Origin of the sequence: Brevundimonas nasdae (assembly GCF_019395145.1) — a bacterium.
Lineage (GTDB): Bacteria > Pseudomonadota > Alphaproteobacteria > Caulobacterales > Caulobacteraceae > Brevundimonas > Brevundimonas nasdae.
Genome location: NZ_CP080034.1, coordinates 646139 through 663417, shown reverse-complemented (window position 1 = coordinate 663417; position 17279 = coordinate 646139). Strand labels below are relative to the sequence as shown.

13 protein-coding genes are annotated in these 17279 nt (G+C 67.3%); 5 read left to right on the top strand and 8 right to left on the bottom strand.

Annotated elements, in window-relative coordinates:
• Positions 1 to 11: 11 nt before the first annotated feature.
• From KWG56_RS03295 to KWG56_RS03270, 6 genes are read right to left on the bottom strand one after another with little or no spacing between them, the layout of a single operon-like run.
• Positions 12 to 782 carry a 2,3-dihydro-2,3-dihydroxybenzoate dehydrogenase gene (locus tag KWG56_RS03295; RefSeq protein WP_219353706.1) on the bottom strand — a complete coding sequence of 257 codons (771 nt, stop codon included), beginning with the start codon at positions 780 to 782 and terminating at the stop codon, positions 12 to 14.
• Positions 779 to 4684: a non-ribosomal peptide synthetase gene (locus KWG56_RS03290; RefSeq protein WP_219353705.1), complete on the bottom strand. Its 3906-nt coding sequence runs from the start codon at positions 4682 to 4684 to the stop codon at positions 779 to 781. The genes KWG56_RS03295 and KWG56_RS03290 overlap by 4 nt, the downstream gene beginning before the upstream one ends.
• 3 nt (positions 4685 to 4687) lie before the next feature.
• Complete coding sequence (locus tag KWG56_RS03285; RefSeq protein WP_201100458.1) at positions 4688 to 4939, bottom strand: phosphopantetheine-binding protein; 252 nt, start codon at positions 4937 to 4939, stop codon at positions 4688 to 4690.
• A complete protein-coding gene (locus tag KWG56_RS03280) occupies positions 4936 to 5583 on the bottom strand; it encodes an isochorismatase family protein (RefSeq protein ID WP_219353704.1) in 648 nt (215 codons plus the stop codon). Before KWG56_RS03280 ends, KWG56_RS03285 begins: the two co-directional genes overlap by 4 nt.
• Positions 5580 to 7214, bottom strand: coding sequence for a (2,3-dihydroxybenzoyl)adenylate synthase (locus KWG56_RS03275; RefSeq protein WP_219353703.1), 1635 nt, complete (start codon positions 7212 to 7214; stop codon positions 5580 to 5582). The genes KWG56_RS03280 and KWG56_RS03275 overlap by 4 nt, the downstream gene beginning before the upstream one ends.
• Positions 7211 to 8413, bottom strand: coding sequence for an isochorismate synthase (locus KWG56_RS03270; RefSeq protein WP_244999617.1), 1203 nt, complete (start codon positions 8411 to 8413; stop codon positions 7211 to 7213). The genes KWG56_RS03275 and KWG56_RS03270 overlap by 4 nt, the downstream gene beginning before the upstream one ends.
• A 192-nt stretch (positions 8414 to 8605) precedes the next feature.
• Between KWG56_RS03270 and KWG56_RS03265 the strand changes: the two genes are divergently transcribed.
• From KWG56_RS03265 to KWG56_RS03255, 3 genes are read left to right on the top strand one after another with little or no spacing between them, the layout of a single operon-like run.
• Positions 8606 to 9277 carry a response regulator transcription factor gene (locus tag KWG56_RS03265; RefSeq protein WP_275945263.1) on the top strand — a complete coding sequence of 224 codons (672 nt, stop codon included), beginning with the start codon at positions 8606 to 8608 and terminating at the stop codon, positions 9275 to 9277.
• Positions 9255 to 10649 carry a sensor histidine kinase gene (locus tag KWG56_RS03260; protein ID WP_219353701.1) on the top strand — a complete coding sequence of 465 codons (1395 nt, stop codon included), beginning with the start codon at positions 9255 to 9257 and terminating at the stop codon, positions 10647 to 10649. The genes KWG56_RS03265 and KWG56_RS03260 overlap by 23 nt, the downstream gene beginning before the upstream one ends.
• 58 nt (positions 10650 to 10707) lie before the next feature.
• Entirely contained in the window at positions 10708 to 11925 is a 1218-nt protein-coding gene (locus KWG56_RS03255) for an MFS transporter (RefSeq protein ID WP_219353700.1), read from the top strand.
• Here KWG56_RS03255 and KWG56_RS03250 read toward each other — a convergent pair.
• Positions 11838 to 12809 (bottom strand): LysR family transcriptional regulator, encoded by a 972-nt coding sequence (locus tag KWG56_RS03250; RefSeq protein ID WP_244999616.1) that lies wholly within the window; start codon positions 12807 to 12809, stop codon positions 11838 to 11840. The genes KWG56_RS03255 and KWG56_RS03250 overlap by 88 nt on opposite strands.
• A gap of 375 nt (positions 12810 to 13184) precedes the next feature.
• On the opposite strand from KWG56_RS03250, the gene KWG56_RS03245 reads away from it, so the two are divergent.
• Both KWG56_RS03245 and KWG56_RS03240 read left to right on the top strand, forming a co-directional pair.
• Positions 13185 to 15242: a TonB-dependent receptor domain-containing protein gene (locus KWG56_RS03245; protein ID WP_244999615.1), complete on the top strand. Its 2058-nt coding sequence runs from the start codon at positions 13185 to 13187 to the stop codon at positions 15240 to 15242.
• Positions 15243 to 15259: 17 nt separating this feature from the next.
• Positions 15260 to 16681: a YncE family protein gene (locus KWG56_RS03240; protein ID WP_219353697.1), complete on the top strand. Its 1422-nt coding sequence runs from the start codon at positions 15260 to 15262 to the stop codon at positions 16679 to 16681.
• A 66-nt stretch (positions 16682 to 16747) separates the two neighbouring features.
• Here the strand turns inward: KWG56_RS03240 and KWG56_RS03235 are convergent, their stop codons facing one another.
• On the bottom strand, positions 16748 to 17278 hold the full coding sequence (locus KWG56_RS03235; RefSeq protein ID WP_219353696.1) for an AprI/Inh family metalloprotease inhibitor: 531 nt from the start codon (positions 17276 to 17278) through the stop codon (positions 16748 to 16750).
• Position 17279 lies beyond the last annotated feature (1 nt).

Below are 17279 nucleotides of genomic sequence, written 5' to 3'. Positions count from 1 at the left end.
CGTCCACGCCTTCACCCCCGCAAGGTGGCGCCCCCGTCGACGTAGAGGTCAGTCATGGTGATATGGCCCGCGCGGTCGGACAACAAGAAGACCACGGCCTCGGCGACGTCTTCCGGCGTGGCGAGCTTGGCCAGGGGGATGCCCGCCTTGAAGGTTTGCGGCGATCCCGCGATCACCCGCGCGGCGCCGTTTTCATCTGCCCACATGCCCGTCTGCATCGGCGTCAGGGTCGAGCCCGGGGCGACGATGTTGCAGCGGACGCCCATCGGCGCCAGCTCCAGTCCCAGGCAGCGGGTGAACATGGTCGCCGCCGCCTTTGACGCTGCATAGGCGGCCATGGCGTGACGCGGCACGCCTGCGGCGTTCGAACTGACGGTGACGAAGGCGCCCTGCCTCCTCGGCCCCATACGGCGCGCGGCCTCTCGCCCCAGATGAAAGACCCCGTCGGTGTTGACGGCGAAGACCCGCCGCCATTCCGCATCCTCGGTCTGGTCCACGGTGACGTTGGACAGGACGCCTGCGACGCTGGCGATCAGGTCGATTGGCCCCCACTCCGCCTCGACCCGATCAAACAGGGTAGCGACAGCGACGCTGTCGGACACATCCAACGGCTCGGCGCGAACCGCGTCGTCCCGAGCCAAGGCCATCAGGGCGTCGGACGGCAGGTCGGCGGCGACGACCCGTGCGCCCTCCTCAACCAGTTGCCGCACCACCGCCGCGCCGATGCCGCCTGCTGCGCCGGTGATCAGGGCGATGCGTCCGGCAAGACCAGAGGGTTTCATTTCAAAGTCTCCTCGGCGGCGCTCATCCGCGCGGATAGGGCGGGACCGATCAGGGCGCTGGCCGCCGGTCCTGTCAGTTGCGGGTGCAGGAAGGGAACCTGGAACACGTCCAGTTCAGCCGCATAGGCCAGCCACAGCTCCGGCTTCAACGGCTTGCCCTGATGGTCTAGCCCCGCGCGGACATGGGTGGTGATCCCGCCGAAGGCCTGATGATGATGCTGGCGGACCAGTCGGTTGGTGTCGAGCACCACGCGGATCACCCCGTCCAGCGCCGCTTCGGGCAGGTTGCCCAATGCGCTGTCGCCCGCCTTCAGGAAGTCGATGATGGCGGCGCGGCTGCGCAGGTCCGGGTAGGCTTCAGGATCATAACCTGCGATGGCCAGCAGCGAACGCAGGGCGTCGATCTCGTCCGGTTCAGGCTCGGCGCGCCAGCAGTCGGCGGGATAGGAATCCAGCATGGCCATCAGGCCGACCACATGCCCCCTCGCCTCCAGTTCGACCGCCGCCGCCTGGGCGATGATGCCGCCGACAGACCAGCCCGCCAGATGGATTGGACCGGATGCGCCCGCCGCCAGAATCCGCTCAGCATAAAGCGCACCGAGCGCAGCGATGCTGTCCGGCAAGGGATTGGCCGGATCCAGCGCCGGGGACTGTACGCCCCAGACCGTGCGGCGCGGCGACAGGCTGCGCGCCAACGTCCGATACCCCCAGGCCAGTCCGCCCGCCGGGTGGATCAGGAATAAGGGCGGCAGAGACGGATCCCCCTCCGCCAGCCGGATCAGCGGCCCCAGGCCGTTGTCGACGCCCTGCCCTTCCGCATCAATCAGGGCCGCCAGTTCCGCCACGCGCGGATGATCGAACAGGGCGCCCAGCCCCGGATCACGACCAAAGGCCTCGCGCACCAGGATCAACAGATGCACCGCCAGAAGGGAGTCGCCGCCCAGGGTGAAGAAGTCATCGTCCGCACTGACCGGCTCGGCGCGGCCCAGCGCATCGGCATACAGGGCCGCCAGCGTACGCTCGGTCGGAGTTTCAGCCGCCCGTCCTGCCGCCGTTTCGAACGTGGGCGCAGGCAGGGCCTTGCGGTCCAGCTTGCCGTTCGCCGTCACCGGCAGGGTGTCCAGCGCGACGATGGCGCCAGGTATCATGTAATCCGGCAGCCGCGCGCCCAGACGCGCCTTCAGGACGGCGGGATCATAGGCTGCGCCCGGCACGACATAGGCGGCCAGACGCCGCTCTCCCGGACGATCCTCGCGCGCCAGAACCACCGTCTCGCGCACCAGACCGGAGGCGATGATTGCGGCTTCAATCTCGCCCAATTCAATGCGCAAGCCGCGTATCTTCACCTGATGGTCGCTGCGACCCAGAAAGACCACGGCCCCGTCCGCACGACGTCGCGCCACATCGCCCGTGCGATACAGCCGCTGCCCCGGACGGTGCGGATCAGCAATGAACCGATCCGCCGTCAGGTCAGGCCGGTTCAGATAGCCCCGCGCCAGTTGCACGCCGCCCAGATGCAGATGCCCGCTCATGCCGGGCGCGACTGGCCGCAACCGCTCATCCAGAACCAGCAACCGCGTGTTCCACACGGGCCATCCAATCGGCACCGGCTGCGACGCGTCATCGGCGCTGGCAGGCCAGTAGCTGACATCGACGGCGGCCTCGGTCGGTCCGTACAGATTGTGCAGTTCAGCCTTCACCGTCTGGTGGAAACGATCGCGCAGGTCGGCGGGCAACTCCTCGCCGCTGCAGAAGACATGCGTCGTCTCAATCCCCTTCGACGCCGGGTCGGCGAGGAAGGCCGACAGCATCGACGGCACGAAATGCAGGTCGGTGATGGCATGGCGGCGGATCAAGGCGGCGATGGCTGACGGATCACGGTGCGCGCCGGGCGGCGCCACGACCAGTTCTCCGCCCGAGATCAGGGCGAGGAAGAACTCCCAGACAGACACGTCGAACGTCGCGGGCGTCTTCTGCAGGATGCGGCTGTGCGGCCCGATCCCGTACTGATCCTGCATCCACAACAGGCGATTGACGATGGCGCGGTGCTCGACCAGCACGCCCTTCGGCTCGCCCGTCGAACCCGAGGTGTAGATGACATAGGCGGCATTCTGGGGGGCGGCGTCATCGCCATCCGAGGCGTCAGATGGCGCATCACCGGTCTGGAGCCAATCGACCGGGCGCAGCAGGCGCGAACCGAAGGCCGCGCCCAGATCGTGATGGGACAGGGCCACTGTCGGCTGGGCCATCTGAACAATGGCGGCGATCCGATCCAGCGGGTGATCCAGATCAAGCGGCAGATAGGCCCCGCCCGCGCGCAGGACCGCCACCAGCCCCACCACCAGCTCCAGCGAACGCGGCAGGGCGACGGCGACCAGGCTTTCGCGCGTTACGCCGCGCGCGCGCAGCACAGCCGCCAGCGCCGCCGTGCGCCGGTCCAGCTCCGCATAGGTCAGGGTCTGATCACCAAAGGTGACGGCGGGCGCACTCGGCGTCGCGGCCATCGCCTGTTCCAGCAGAGCCGTCAGGGTGACGTCGGGAACCGGGTGGGCCGTGACGTTGAAGGCCTCCAACTCGCGCTGTGTCTCCTGCAGCGTCGCAATGGGCACCTGACTCAGTGCCTCCGCATCCAGCGCGGCCGCGATGAAGGCGGCCAGCCGCTCGCCATGGGCGGCGGTCTCTTCGGCGGAATAGAGATCGGGGTTGGCGTCCACCTCCAGCGTCAGGTCGGGCGCGGCGTCCCCTCGGAAGGTGAAGCTGATGTCGTCAACCGGCCCCGTGCCGAGGATGTGCAGGGTCGCCTCCAGCCCCTCGAAACGCGGCGGCTGTGCGAACGGCAGGACATTGATCAACGGCCCGTACAGGCGCCTCGCCCCGCCGATCAGGCCCAGATCGCGTCGCAACTGTTCGCTGCGGTAACGGCCATGACGCCGCGCCTTGATCAGGGCCTTGGAGGCGTCAATCAGTTGCGCGTCCAAAGGCGCGTCTTCGTCCAGCGTCAGGCGCAGCGGCAGGACGTTCATCACCATGGCCGGAACACGCGCCGAGGCGCTGCCCATCCGCGCCATGTGGGGCACGCCGATCACGGCGTCCTCGACACCGGCGAACCGGCGCACATAGGCCGCGCCCAGCACCGTTACGACATCGGGCCACGACAGGCGCCCGGCGTCGGCCCGCGCCTTCAGACAGGCGGTCACCTGGGGCGGCAGAACCCGTTCGGCGCGGTGAAAACTGTGAGCGGTGACCGCCTTGCCGGGCGCCAGGGTTGCCACCTCGGGCGCATCGCCCATGACTTCGCGCCAGTAGGCGGCGTCGGCGACGCGCTTGTCCGATGTGCGATAGGCGGCGTCTTCGCCCCAGACGTTCGACAGGGGCGCAAACCCCGGCCCCACGGCAGGCCCGCCCCTGCCCGCATTATAGATTTCGGCCACCCGGTTCGCCAGCAAGCCCATGCCAAAGCCATCCGTCGCCAGATGGTGCACCCGCAGGCTCCACAGGAACCGCTGCGGCCCGACGACGAACAGCAGATTGGCGGCCAGAGGATCACGGGTCAGGTCGACCGGCGTGTCATGGTCCCGCTGCATGGCGGCCAAGGCCTCGGCCAGCGGATCGACCGCGCCCGACACATCGATGATCTTCAGCAACGGACGATGCGACGGGTCCAGCGCCTGACCGACTTCGCCATCCTGGTCGCGAAAACGGACGGACAGGATCTCTGCCTCGACCGCCATCTGGTCCACGGCGGCGCGGAAGGCGTCAACGTCCAGCGGCCCGCGAAAATCGACATAGTGGGCCGTGTTGAAGATCGGGTTGGCGGGATCCAGGCGCTGGGCGAACCACAGGCCCGACTGGGCCTCCGTCAGCGGCGTCCAGGCCGTCGCGGCCGCGCGTCCATCATCCATAGATCAGGCCTCGATCCCGTGCGCCTTCTGGCGCGCCTGCACCACGCCCCACCATCCGGCCAGGGTCACGTGCTCGGCCAGTTCGCTGAACTCCAGCGGCACGCTCTCGCTCCACAGCAGGGACAGGTTCAGGGCCCGCAGCGAATCCACGCCTAGGTCCATCAGATTGTCGTCATCGGCGATGGCGTCCGGCGTCTCGTGCAGCACAGCGGCGATATCGGCGCGCATCCGCTCAAGGGTCAGGGGGTTGCTCATGTCAGTCGTTCCAGAACGCGCCGCGTCGACAGGGCGACGGCGCAGGTCGCGGCGGCCCATTGAACCGCCGCCATGTGTTTTTCACGCGAGAAGTCGCCCAATGCGTCCGCGACGAAAAAGGGTTCGATGTCGCGCTGGAACGCTTCGCCCGCCGTCAGTTGGCAACCAATATGGGCATAGACGCCGCAGACGATCAGTTGATCGCGCCCCCGCGCCCGCATCAACGTCTCCAAATTGCTGCGCTGGAAGGCGCTGTAGCGATGCTTGACCAGCACGAAGTCCGATGAGATCGGCGCCAGTTCGGGCAGGATGTCCTGATGTTCGGGCGCGCGGCTCATGCCCGGTCCCCAAAGATCAGCCTGAAGGCCACGGTCGCGACGATCCTGCTCCCCTTGCTGGGCCGTGTAAAAGACCGGAACGCCTGCCGCCCGCGCCGCCTCGATCAGGCGGGCGATGTTGGCGACCAGACCTGTCAGAGGCTCAGCATCCACTGCATAGGGCCGCATGAAATACCGCTGCATGTCATGCACCAGCAGCGCCGCGCGCTTGGGCTCCAGCGTCCAGGGCGCACGCGACGCCGGGATTTCATCCTCGGTCGGCAGGTCATAGGCGGGCACGGTCGGCAGGCCGGGCTTTACGGTCATGCTGTTTCTCCCTTGGCCGCGCCCAGCAACCGCTGGCGCAGGGCGGCGCGCAGCTCGCGACGGCTGATCTTGCCCACGGCGGTGATGGCGAAGTCCTCGACGAAGACGATCTGGTCCGGCACCTTGAACTCGGCGATGTCGCGTTTGCGCATCCAGGCCTTGATCTCGACGCCGCGCGGCGCAGGGCCGTTCGGAATGATAAAGGCGCAGGTGCGTTCGCCCAGATAGTCGTCGGGCGTGGAGACCACCGCCGCGTCGAACACCGCCGGGTGGGCCAGCAGATGATCCTCGACCTCTTCGGCTGAAATCTTCTCGCCCGCACGGTTGATGTGGTCGGTGGCCCGGCCCATCACGACCAGATAGCCCTCTGGGGTCCGGCGCACGACATCGCCGGTGCGATAGAAGCCGTCGTCTGTAAACGACCGTGCATTGGCCGCATCGTCATTGTGATAGGCCCGAATCGTGTAGGGGCCGCGCGTCAGCAGATTGCCGATCTCGCCTTCGGCCACCGGCACGTCCTGATCGTCGACGATCCGCACCTCGTCATCCGGGCTGATCGGACGGCCCTGCGTCTCCACGATCAGGTGCTCAGGATCATCCAGACGGGTGTAGTTGACCAGCCCCTCGGCCATGCCGAACACCTGTTGCAGGGTGCAGTTCAGCTCGCGCCGGACGCGGCGGGCGGCTTCGGGCAGGAACTTGGCGCCGCCGACCAGCAGCACCTCAAGGCTGGAGATGTCATGCGCCGTATTGGCCGCCGCCTGCATCCACAACAGGGCCAACGGCGGCACCAGACCCGTGATCGTCACGCCCTCACGCGCGATCAGCGGGAAACAGACATCCGGCGATGGAGACGGCGCCATCACCACCGTTGCGCCGACACAGATGGCGCCCAGATAGCCCGGCGAACTCATGGGGAAATTATGGGCGGCAGGCAGGGCCGTCAGATAGACGCTGTCGGCGCTCAGCCCGCTGATCACTGCACTGTCGCGCACGCTGTACAGATAGTCGTCGTGGGTGCGCGGGATCAGTTTGGATAGCCCCGTCGATCCGCCCGAAATCTGCAGGAAGGCCACCTTCGACGGATCGGCGTCGGTCGTCGGCAGCAGAGACAGATCGGCGCGGAAGCTGTCAAAGGCGACAAACTCCTCAGCCTCGCCCACCACCACGACGTCGCGCACGGCGGGGACCTCGGCCTGCACCTGACGGGCCAGGGCGCGATAGTCGAAGCCCTCGCGGCGGTCAGCGATCACATAGGCCGCCGCCTCGGACTTTCTGGCGAAATGCACGATCTCGGTCAGGCGGTGCGCCGGCAGGGCGTAAACAGGGATCAGCTGCGCGCGGAACAGGCCGAAGACGACGCTGAGAAACTCCGCAAGGTTCGGCAGTTGCACCACCACCCGGTCGCCGGGCTTCAGGCCCAGAGCCAGGAACCCCGCCGCCGCGGTTTCGGCACGCTCAAGCAGTTCGGCATAGGTCCAGCGCGCGTCCTCGCCCACCACGGCCAGCCTGTCGGATTGGTCCGCCGCGCAGTTGCGCAGCAGGTCCGAGAAGGTCTCACCCCGCCAATAGCCCTTTTCGCGATAATGTGCGGCCAGATCGTCAGGCCAGACCTGTTGAAGCGGGATCATGCTGCGGCCTCGTCAACGCCCAGGGCGCGCAGGACCGCCTGGAACTTGCCGGATGTTTCGTCGGCTTCGGCTTCGGGGTCCGACCCATCGACAATGCCCGCCCCGGCATAGAGCCGCGCGGTGTCGCCCGCGACTTCGGCGCAGCGCAGCGAGACGTGCCAGGCGCCGTCGCCGACCGCATTGGTCCAGCCCACGGCCCCCGCGTAAAAGCCCCGATCATAGCCTTCCAACTGCTGGATCAGTTCGACCGCCCGCTCACGCGGCGCGCCCGCCACCGCCGGGGTCGGATGCAGCACGGCGGCCAGTTCAGCCGAAGACACTCGGTCGGGATGCCGCAGCCGCCCCTCAATCCGCGTGCCCAGGTGCCACATGGTGCGGGTCGAAACCAAGGCTGGTCCCGGCGGCGCGCGCAGTTCGCTGCAATAGGGCGTCAGCGCATCCAGAATGGCCTCAACCACGGCGGCGTGTTCGCGACGATCCTTGTCCGACCGCAGCAGGGCCTTGGACACAGCCTCATCCTCAGCCAGATCAGGACTGCGCCGCGCCGACCCTGCCAGCGGATAGGACAGGATGCGCGCGCCCTGTTTGGAGATCAGCAGTTCGGGCGAGGCGCCGACCAGACGCCGCATGGCGCCGCCTGCATCCTGGCCCAGCGGCGTGATGAACCGCGCCGCCGACGGGTCCGCCTTCAGCGCCGACCATAGGTCGAACGGATCAATCCGACCGTCCGCCGTCAGCTTCAGACTGCGCGACAGCACGACCTTCTCCAGCGGAGATTCGGCGCTCGCCCGCCGAATCTCCGCCAGGGCTCCAGCCACAGCCGCACGATAGGCCGCACGGTTGGGCTGGGGCTCCATGCGCCAGTTCAACCGCTGGGGGGCGGAAGATTGAACAGGCCAGGGACGATTGGCCGCACGCTGCGGCAAGAACAGACAGTCATCGGCGTTGCGGTCAAACGGCAGGGCGCCGACCAGCAGGCGCGGGGCAGGTTCGCCCGGCACAGCGTCACCCGCCAACGTGTCGAAGAAGACCTGCACCCGTTCGCCCAACGTCGCCGCTGGGCCTGGTTTCAGGCGCTTTTCCAGCCCTGTCGTGAACAGCTTCAACTCCGGCGTGGAAATGCCGAAAGCCCAGTTCATCTGCTGCTCAGCCGACGCCTGCGGCGCATCCGACAGGCCGCCGCCGATCTGAACAGGCACATCAGGGACTTTCCAAAGCTGAGCGGCGGTCATGACTCTCACGGGGGAACAGGTCGCCTGAAGCCAGGCCACGCATTTGCATATCATTCTCAAATCAGGGCATTACAGCGGCGACCTTCGCCGAACCTTGCGTGCAGATTAAATCCGCCGCCGGTCGGCCCTGCTGAACGAGACGACACGACCGCCATGCGGATGCTGATCATCGACGACGACCTGCCCGCCCGCACCTTCATCGCCGAAGGCCTGCGCCAACAGGGGCATACGGTGGACGAAGCCGCCGAGAGCGAAAGCGGTCTGCACATGGCGCTGGACGGCGCCTATGACGCCATCGTCGCCGACCGAATGATGCCCGGTCCGTCCGGCGTGGACATGGTGCGCGCCATGCGGGCGGCGGACCTGCGGACGCCTGTGCTCATGCTGACCGCCCTGGGCTCGGTGGAGGATCGGGTCGAAGGGCTGAACGCAGGAGCCGACGACTATCTGGTCAAACCCTTCGCCTTCAGCGAACTCAGCGCTCGGCTTCAGGCCCTGATCCGACGCCCGCCCCTGGCCGCGCGCCCGACCCGCCATGTCGTCGCGGATCTGGAAATCGACGTCACGGCCCACCGCGCGACCCGCTCCGGCGAGGTGCTGGAGCTGACCGCTCATGAGTTCAAGCTGCTGGAGATGCTGGCGCGCAACGCTGGTCATACGGTGACGCGCACCATGCTGCTGGAAAGCCTGTGGGGTTTCCACTTCGACCCGCGCGCCAATCTGATCGACGCCCACATCAGCCGCCTGCGCGCCAAGGTGGACCGCGGCTTCGATACGGACCTGATCCACACGATCCGGGGGGTCGGCTATGTCCTCAAGGACCCGCGTTAAGGCCAGACGCCCTTCGATCTGGTCGACCGCCAGCCTGCGGTTCGCGGCGGCCTTTTCGCTGCTGTTCGGCATCGGCGCCGCCGGTCTGATCGTGGCGGTCGACTATGGCCTGATGCGGTTCGCCGAGGCCGAGGTTCGCGACGGCCTGACCCACCAGATGGAGGTGATGCGCGCCGACGCCGACCGTCACGGCAGCGCTGCCCTGGTGCGAGAGTTGAACAGCCAGGCCCGCAACCGCGACGCCCGCCGCTACCTGCTGCTGGTCGTCGCCCCGGACGGCCAGACCTTTTCCAACGGCCTGACGCGGCAAGCGGTCAATGACACGGGCTTCCGCCGCAACCTGCCGACCAAGATGCGCCAGACCCGCTGGCCGGATCAGACGCCCAACATGCTGGTGCTCAGCGGCCATGCCCAGGACGGCGCCCTGCTGGCTGTCGGGCGCGACACCCAGCATCTGGACGAGTTGCGTAGCGGCGTGCGCCAGTTCGCCTTCTGGAGCGGACTGGTCCTGTTCGTGCTCGCCATCGTCGGCGGGCTGACGGCAGGCTGGCTGTTCCTGCGGCGACTGGAGGGGGTAAACAACGCCGTGGGCCGCATCATCGCCGGACAGGAGGCGACCCGCCTGCCCGCCATCGGCTTCGGCCGCGAATTCGATGACCTGGCCCAGAACCTGAACCGGATGCTGGACCGGCAGGAGGCCGCCCACACGGCGCTGAAAACCCTGTCGGAAGGCGTGGCGCATGAACTGCGCACCCCGCTGACCCGCGTGCGCAACCGTCTGGAGGAGGCCGCCGCCAACGTCGACGATCCAGAGCGCGCCGCAGACGCCCTCGACCTGGCCATGCAGGAGACCGATCAGCTCAGCAGCCTGTTCGAAGGCCTGCTGGCGCTGGCACGTCTGGAAAGCAGCGGCGACGGACTGAAAACCGTCCCGGTCGACGCTGCCGCCCTGGCTCGCACGGTCTGCGACATCTATCGCCCTATCGTCGAAGAAGGTGGCGGCGCGCTGAACGCTCCCCCCGACGGCGCCCTCATGGTCCAGGGCGATCCCCACCTGCTGCAGCAGGCGCTGGCCAATCTGATCGAGAATGCGGTCTTTCACGGCGGCGGCGATGTCCAGATCACCGTGTCCGTCTGGCAAGACGACGGGGCGGTTCGCCTCAGCGTGTCCGACAATGGCCCCGGCATACCGGACGACCAACACGACAAGGTGCTGCGCCGTTTCCATCGCCTGTCGCCGAACAACCGATCCGGCTCCGGCCTGGGCCTGGCCATGGTCGCCGCCGTCGCCCGCGCCCACGGCGGCGCCGTCCGCCTGTCTGACAATACGCCTGGCCTGAAGGTGGAGTTGATCCTGCCGACCGACGACTAATTTGCAATTCATTCTCAATTGCTGGACATGAGCTTCACCGTTCACTTCGGAGCCGATCATGACCTCTGTCCCCTCGCCCGCCGATCAGCCCCCCGCCTTCAGCCTCAAGCCGCTGCTGGCCGCCGCCTGCATCGGCAGCATGGCGATGATGGCATTCGTCGCCGTGGTGGGACCGATGGCGCGTCTGCTGGACCTGGAACCCTGGCATGTCGGCATGGCCGTGACAGCGGCGGGCGTCGCCTGGATGCTGATGGCGCGCTTCTGGGGCGCCTATAGCGACCGCGTGGGGCGCAGGCGCGTCCTGCTGACCGCCCTGGTCGGGTTCGCCATCAGCTATGCCGTGCTGGCCCTGTTCATGAACGCCGCCCTGCTTTGGGTTCCCGCCGCCGCCATAACCTTCCTGGGCATGACGCTGGCCCGTACAGCCGCAGGCGCCTTCTATGCCGCCGTTCCGCCCGTCTGCGCCGCCGTGGTCGCCGACCACACCCCGCCCACCGGGCGCGCCAAGGCCATGGGCGCAGTCGGCGCCGCCAGCGCTGTCGGCATGGTGGTCGGACCGGGCGCAGCGGGGCTGCTGGCCGGATGGAATATCGGCGCCTCCCTGCTGGTGATCGCCGCCCTGCCGCTGGTGGCGCTGTTGGTTGTCTGGCGCTTCCTGCCTGCCGACGAACATGAGGCGATCCGCAGGCCCTCACCCCTGAAGCTGACCGACCCGCGCCTGCGCCGCGCCGTCTTCACCGCCTTCGCGGCCATGTTCTGCGTCGTGGCGGCCCAGGTCGTGGTAGGCTTCGTCGCTCTGGACCGGCTGGCGCTGGCGCCGAGCGACGCCGCGCGCGTTTCGGGCGTGGCCCTGGCGGTCGTCGGCGTGGCCTTGTTCGTGTCGCAGATGGTTCTGCGTCGGCTGGACTGGTCGCCGATCCGCTTCATCCGCATCGGCGGGGTCGTGGCGGCGGCCGGTTTCGCCTGCGTCAACTTCGCCGACACCTCCGCCCTGCTGTGGCTGACCTATGGCGTGGCGGCGGCGGGCATGGGCTGGGTCTATCCCGCGATCTCGGCCTTGGCGGCCAATTCGGTCGAGGCGCACGAACAGGGAGCGGCCGCAGGCGCGGTCGGCGCGGCGCAAGGTCTGGCGGCGGTTGTCGGCCCTATCGCTGGAACCCTGGCCTATCAGGCCTCGCCTGGCGCCCCCTATGTGATCGGCGCGGCGCTGGTCCTGGCGGCCGCACTGTGGCCGTCGCGTCGTCCGTCTCCGGAACAGACGGCCTCGGTCTCCTGAACGTCACCCGTCCCGTCGCCATCCTCGAAGGCGGCGGCCAGGGTCGCCACCATCCAGTGGGTCGCGGGATCATCCTGCGACCGCTCATGCCAGCTCAGGTAATAGTCGAAGGGCTTCAGCCCCAGCGGCACCGCAAAGGTCCGCAGGCCGTGCGCCGAAGCGAAACGGCGGGCGGCGCGTCGCGGCAGGATGGCCACCGCCTGCCCTTCCGCCAGCAGATAGGGCGTCAGCGAAAAACTCTCTGATCGGCACAGGACGCGGCGGTCGGCCATGTCCGGCCTCTCATCCGTGATCCAGTCGCCGAACCCTTCGCCGATCGAGGTCGCGACATGGGGCCAGCGCAGCAGGTCATCCGCTGACGGCCGGTTGCCATGGACCGGGTGATCGGCGCGGGCCAGACCCAGATAGTCCTCCTGGAACAGCCAGCGCGACTGCAGGCCTGTGCCCTGAGGGTCCCAGCCGGTCAGAAGCAGATCAAGCTGCCCCTCCTCCAACCGACGCACGCTGGCGTCCGACAACGGTTCGACCGTCAGGCCGATTCCCAGGGCTTCACGCTCGATCTGCGCCAGGGTCGGCGCCAACACCGTCAGCGCCCCATAGTCGGTCGAGGCCAGATGGAAGCTGCGCCGGACCTGCTGCAGGTTAAGCTCTGGCTCGCGCAGCAGGTTCTCGCCATCCCGCAGCCAGTTGCGAAGCGGCCCGCTCAAGGCCTCGGCGCGCGGGGTCAGGGTCATGCCGCGCGGACCGCGCACCAACAGGGCGTCCGCGAACTGGTCTCGCAACCGCGCCAGGATCCGACTCATCGCCGGTTGCCCGATGCCCAGCCGCTCCGCCGCCCGCGACACGCTGCGCATCTCGATCAGCACCAACAGGTGATGAAGCAACGTGAAATCAGTGTGTTGCGGAAGACGCCCGACCATGCCCGTTCTTGAGTTCGCCCTTCCCGCCCGGCCAAACCGTCGAGATCGTATATGCGAACGACTCTTACTCGCACACATATCGCATAGCTACGACTTTCGCGTTCGCACACAAGGCCGCGCTCGGCACGCCAACCAGCGCTCATGCATTTTTCCGAATAGGCCCAATGCCGAATGCGACATTGATGGCTTATTGCGAATGATTATTAACCGCGCCGACTGCTCGCCGCAGTCCGATTCCTTTCCCACACAGGCGCTCGCGCAAAGACGACGCCTGTCCCTCTCCGAATGCCTTTGGGGGCGCCAATGTCTTATGTTTCGCGAGGTCTCGGGCTGTGCCTGATGACCACAACCATTCTCGCCTCGGGCTCGGCCCTGGCGTCCGTCGACGATCAAACCGACCCGCGTGTCGCCCGGCTGGACGACGTCGTCGTGACCGCCTCAGCCACCGGCGTCGACGTCCGCGACGCCCCCGCTTCGATCAGCGTCATCACCCGCGAGGATATCGAGCGCCAGCCGGTCCAGAGCCTGGCCGAACTGCTGGGCCGCCTGCCCGGCGTCACCGGCGGCATCAGCCCGACCGGCGCCATGTCCAAGATCACCATTCGCGGCCTGCCGGACAACTACACCCTGGTGCTGGTCGACGGCCGCCGCGTCGGCAATTCGCGCGACATCAGCTACCGCCCCGATCTGGGCCGTCAGGATCTGAACTGGATCTCGCCCGACATGATCGAGCGGATCGAGGTCGTGCGCGGGCCGATGTCATCCCTTTACGGTTCTGACGCCATGGGCGGCGTCATCAACATCATCACCCGCAAGATCGCCCCAACGTGGCGCGGTTCAGCCAACACCTCCTACACCTGGGCCGAAGACAGCCAGCGCGGCGACGCCTATCAGCTGGGCGTCAATGTCGCCGGGCCGATCACCGACACCCTGGGCCTGCGCCTGGGCGCCACCTACGCCCGCACCAATGCCGATGAAGTCAATATCTCCGGCTCCAACGGCACCGGCGGCGTCGTGAACAAAAACCTGAACGGCGTGCTGAACTGGGCGCCGATCCAGAACCACAACTTTTCGTTCGAGGGCAGCTACGGCCTTGAAGAGCCGCTTGCGCCCAAGACCCTGGTGCCAGACCGCAACGGCGTCCTGGTCCCGCAAGGCGCCTTCGGCTCCAAGACAGAACGCACAAACTTCCGCGCCAGCCATGAAGGCAAATGGTCGTTCGGCGACACGCGCCTGGATATCTATCGCAACGCCTTCACCAACAAGGCGATGGGGGCATACGGCGGCGCGGGCGAGTTCGAGGAATGGATCGTCGACGGCCTGCTGAATTTCGAGAAGAACTTCATCTGGCGGCACAAGTTCGCCCTCGGCGGCCAGTACCGTGAAGAACAGCTGACCAACACCGACACCGTCGGCACGGTCCCCGTCGACTTCAACGGCAATGTCGTCAGCGGCGCGACGTTGAAGGGCGACACCGCAGCCATCTTCGCCGAAGACCAGATCACCCTGCGCGAGACCCTGCTTCTGACCCTGGGCGCGCGCCTGGACAGCCACCACCGCTATGGCGAGCATTTCAGCCCGCGCGCCTATCTGGTCTGGCACCCGGCCGAAACCTGGACCATTCGCGGGGGCGTCTCCAAGGGCTTCCGCGCCCCGTCGCTGAAGGAAAACAGCGCAGGTGCCGCCACCAACTCGGGCGGCAACGGCTGCCGTGGTCTGATCGGCATGGTGGCCCGGGACAAGAACGGCAATCCGCTGCTGGACGGCGCCGGCAAGCCGATCACCTACACCTCCGGCTCATGCTGGATGACCGGCAACCCGGACCTGAAGCCCGAGGAGAGCACCAGCTACGAGGTCGGCTTCTCGTATGACGGCGCCAACTACCGTTTCGGCGCCACCTATTTCCTCACCGACTTCGACAACAAGATCCAGTACGCCCCGCTCGGCTATTACGAAGGTCGCTGGTGGACCAAGAACGAGAACATCCAGCGCGCCCGCACCAAGGGCCTGGAGCTGACCGGTCAGGCCAGCCTGCCTTACGATCTGACGCTGCGCGGCAACGCAACCTGGATGATCGAGGCCAAGAACCTGGATACGGGCGCCAACCTGATCACCACGCCGGAATGGTCGGGCTTCGCCTCGCTGGACTGGCGCGCGACCGAGCGCCTCGGCTTGATGCTGTCGGCCCAATACACCGGCGAACAGCTCAGCGGCGGTGCCACCCTGACCAACAGCCACACCGAGTTCGACCTGACCACTGCCTTTGAGGCGTCGGACACCGTGACCCTGCGCGCAGGCATCACCAACCTGTTCGCCGAGAAGATCAGCGGCACCTCGGGCGACGGCTACTATTCTCCCGGTCGGCGTTTCTTCGTCGGCCTGACCACTCGCTTCTGATCTGGAAAGACGTGATCATGACCATGCTCAAGAATTCCCTTCGCGGCGTCGCCCTCGGCGCTCTTCTGGCGGTGTCGACCGTCGCCCTGCCCTCGCTCGCCGCGGCCCAATCGGTCTTCACCGCGCCGGAACGCCTGCAGGAAGGCTCCGTCAGCTTCGCCTCGGCCGAGCGCGGCGCGCCCGTCCTGGCGGGCGGCCAGGTCGTCGCCACAGGCCGGGGCTTCCGTCCCGGTCAAGCCGTCACCCTGCTGCACGGCCAGACGCCCCTGTCGACCGGCGCCATCGTCGCCAATGCAGAGGGTGGGTTTGAGGCCCGCCTGACCCTGCCCGCCGACGCCGCCGCAGGAAACCATCCGATCGTGGTGGTGTCGCAGGCGCCGTACAATGCTGTGCTGGCCAATCTGAAGATTTCGCCCAACGTGCCGCTGTCGGGCGAAAGCAACTTCCGCATCACCAACTCGCGCCTGACGCGCGGCCTGTATCAGACGGCCTACAGCGCCAAGCGCAACGCCGTCTTCGTCACCTCGGCGGTCGGTCGCCCGCCTGTGCGTCAGTCCGAGTTGCTGCGTCTGAACGGCGACACCCTGGCGGTGCAGGCCCGCATCACGCCTGCCGCCGCGCCCGGCCGCACCAATGCAGCGGGTGAAACCTCTGACGGCGGCGTCTTCGCGGTTTACGGCGTCGGCGTCGATGACGCCCACGACACCGTCTGGGTGACCCAGAGCCGCCAGAACACGGTCGCCGTCTATCGCCAGAGCGACCTGTCGCTGGTGCGCCAGTTCGATCCGGGCACGGTCAACCACGCCCGCGACGTGGTCATCGATGAGACCGCGTCCAAGGCCTATGTCAGCGCCACCTTCCAGCCCGAGATCGTGGTCTTCGACACCAACGCCCTGGCGGTGTCCAAGCGCATCAAGATCGATTCGACCGTGCGCGGCGAAACCTTCTCGGCCGCCAGCCTGTCCTATGACGCCCAGGCGCGCCGCCTGTACGTGGCCTCGAACTCGACCAATGAGATCGCGGTCATCAACACCCAGACCGACGCCGTCGAGAACGTCTTCAAGGTCGCGGGCGCGCGCGGCGTGATCGGTGTGGCCCATGATCCTGTCACCAACCGCATCTTCGCCGCCGCCCAGGGCACCGACAATCTGGTGATTCTGAACGGCGCGGACGGCTCGGTCATCGCCGACACGCCGGTCGGCGCAGGTGCCCTGAACGTCGCGTTCGAGCCTGTCGCCCGCCGCGCCTATGTCAGCAACTTCGGCGCCGGCACCATCACCGTCGTCGACGTCGACGGCCGCATCGTCGCCAACCTGCCCGCCCCGCCGACCGCCAACCACGTCGCCGCCGACGGCCGCGGCAACGTCTACGCCGCCGTCAAATCCGGCTGGGCTGGCGACGGAGACGACAGCATCCAGCTGATCCGCCCCCGTCGCTGAAGACACCACAGAACACAGGAAGCCGCGCACCCCGGTGCGCGGCTTTTTTGCACCCGCCTTCGGACCTCAGGGTCGTGTGAGGTTGAGGTTCTCCAGCCTCAATCCCATCGCCTGGCGCTCGGCGTAATATTCGTCCTTGCGGTGCCGGGTCAGTCGCAGCAGGACGTGGCGCGTGACATCAATCAGAACAATGGATCCATCATCCGCCGCGAACCAGGCATAGGGATCTGCAATGCCCAGCCGGTCCAGGCACTCCTCGTCATAGACAAAACTGTAGCCCCCGATCGTGCGCGCATTCTCCAGTTCGACAGGACAGACACGCCCGCCTTCGCGATCCTCCCACAGGACAAAATCACCCAGCGGCGAGGGATCAGGCTGGGGATGGTCAGGATCATCATTGCCCCAGGCGGCGATGGGCGCTTCCTGAACCACAGGCGCCGCAGCAACCTCCACCAACGGCGGCTTGGTCGACTCGGAGGCCTGGGCCTCTCCCTGTTTGGACGGCGAACAATTCGCCAGCCCGACCGCGCACAGGACCACCGCCGCCAGCCAGGCACGGGCGACATCAGCACGTACGGTTTTGAACCTCTGCGCCATT

Coding starts and splice junctions, on each gene's coding strand:
- KWG56_RS03295 (WP_219353706.1), bottom strand. CDS start 782: ATGAAACCCTCTGGTCTTGCCGGACGCATCGCCCTGATCACCGGCGCA.
- KWG56_RS03290 (WP_219353705.1), bottom strand. CDS start 4,684: ATGGATGATGGACGCGCGGCCGCGACGGCCTGGACGCCGCTGACGGAG.
- KWG56_RS03285 (WP_201100458.1), bottom strand. CDS start 4,939: ATGAGCAACCCCCTGACCCTTGAGCGGATGCGCGCCGATATCGCCGCT.
- KWG56_RS03280 (WP_219353704.1), bottom strand. CDS start 5,583: ATGACCGTAAAGCCCGGCCTGCCGACCGTGCCCGCCTATGACCTGCCG.
- KWG56_RS03275 (WP_219353703.1), bottom strand. CDS start 7,214: ATGATCCCGCTTCAACAGGTCTGGCCTGACGATCTGGCCGCACATTAT.
- KWG56_RS03265 (WP_275945263.1), top strand. CDS start 8,606: ATGCTGATCATCGACGACGACCTGCCCGCCCGCACCTTCATCGCCGAA.
- KWG56_RS03260 (WP_219353701.1), top strand. CDS start 9,255: ATGTCCTCAAGGACCCGCGTTAAGGCCAGACGCCCTTCGATCTGGTCG.
- KWG56_RS03255 (WP_219353700.1), top strand. CDS start 10,708: ATGACCTCTGTCCCCTCGCCCGCCGATCAGCCCCCCGCCTTCAGCCTC.
- KWG56_RS03245 (WP_244999615.1), top strand. CDS start 13,185: ATGACCACAACCATTCTCGCCTCGGGCTCGGCCCTGGCGTCCGTCGAC.
- KWG56_RS03240 (WP_219353697.1), top strand. CDS start 15,260: ATGACCATGCTCAAGAATTCCCTTCGCGGCGTCGCCCTCGGCGCTCTT.
- KWG56_RS03235 (WP_219353696.1), bottom strand. CDS start 17,278: ATGGCGCAGAGGTTCAAAACCGTACGTGCTGATGTCGCCCGTGCCTGG.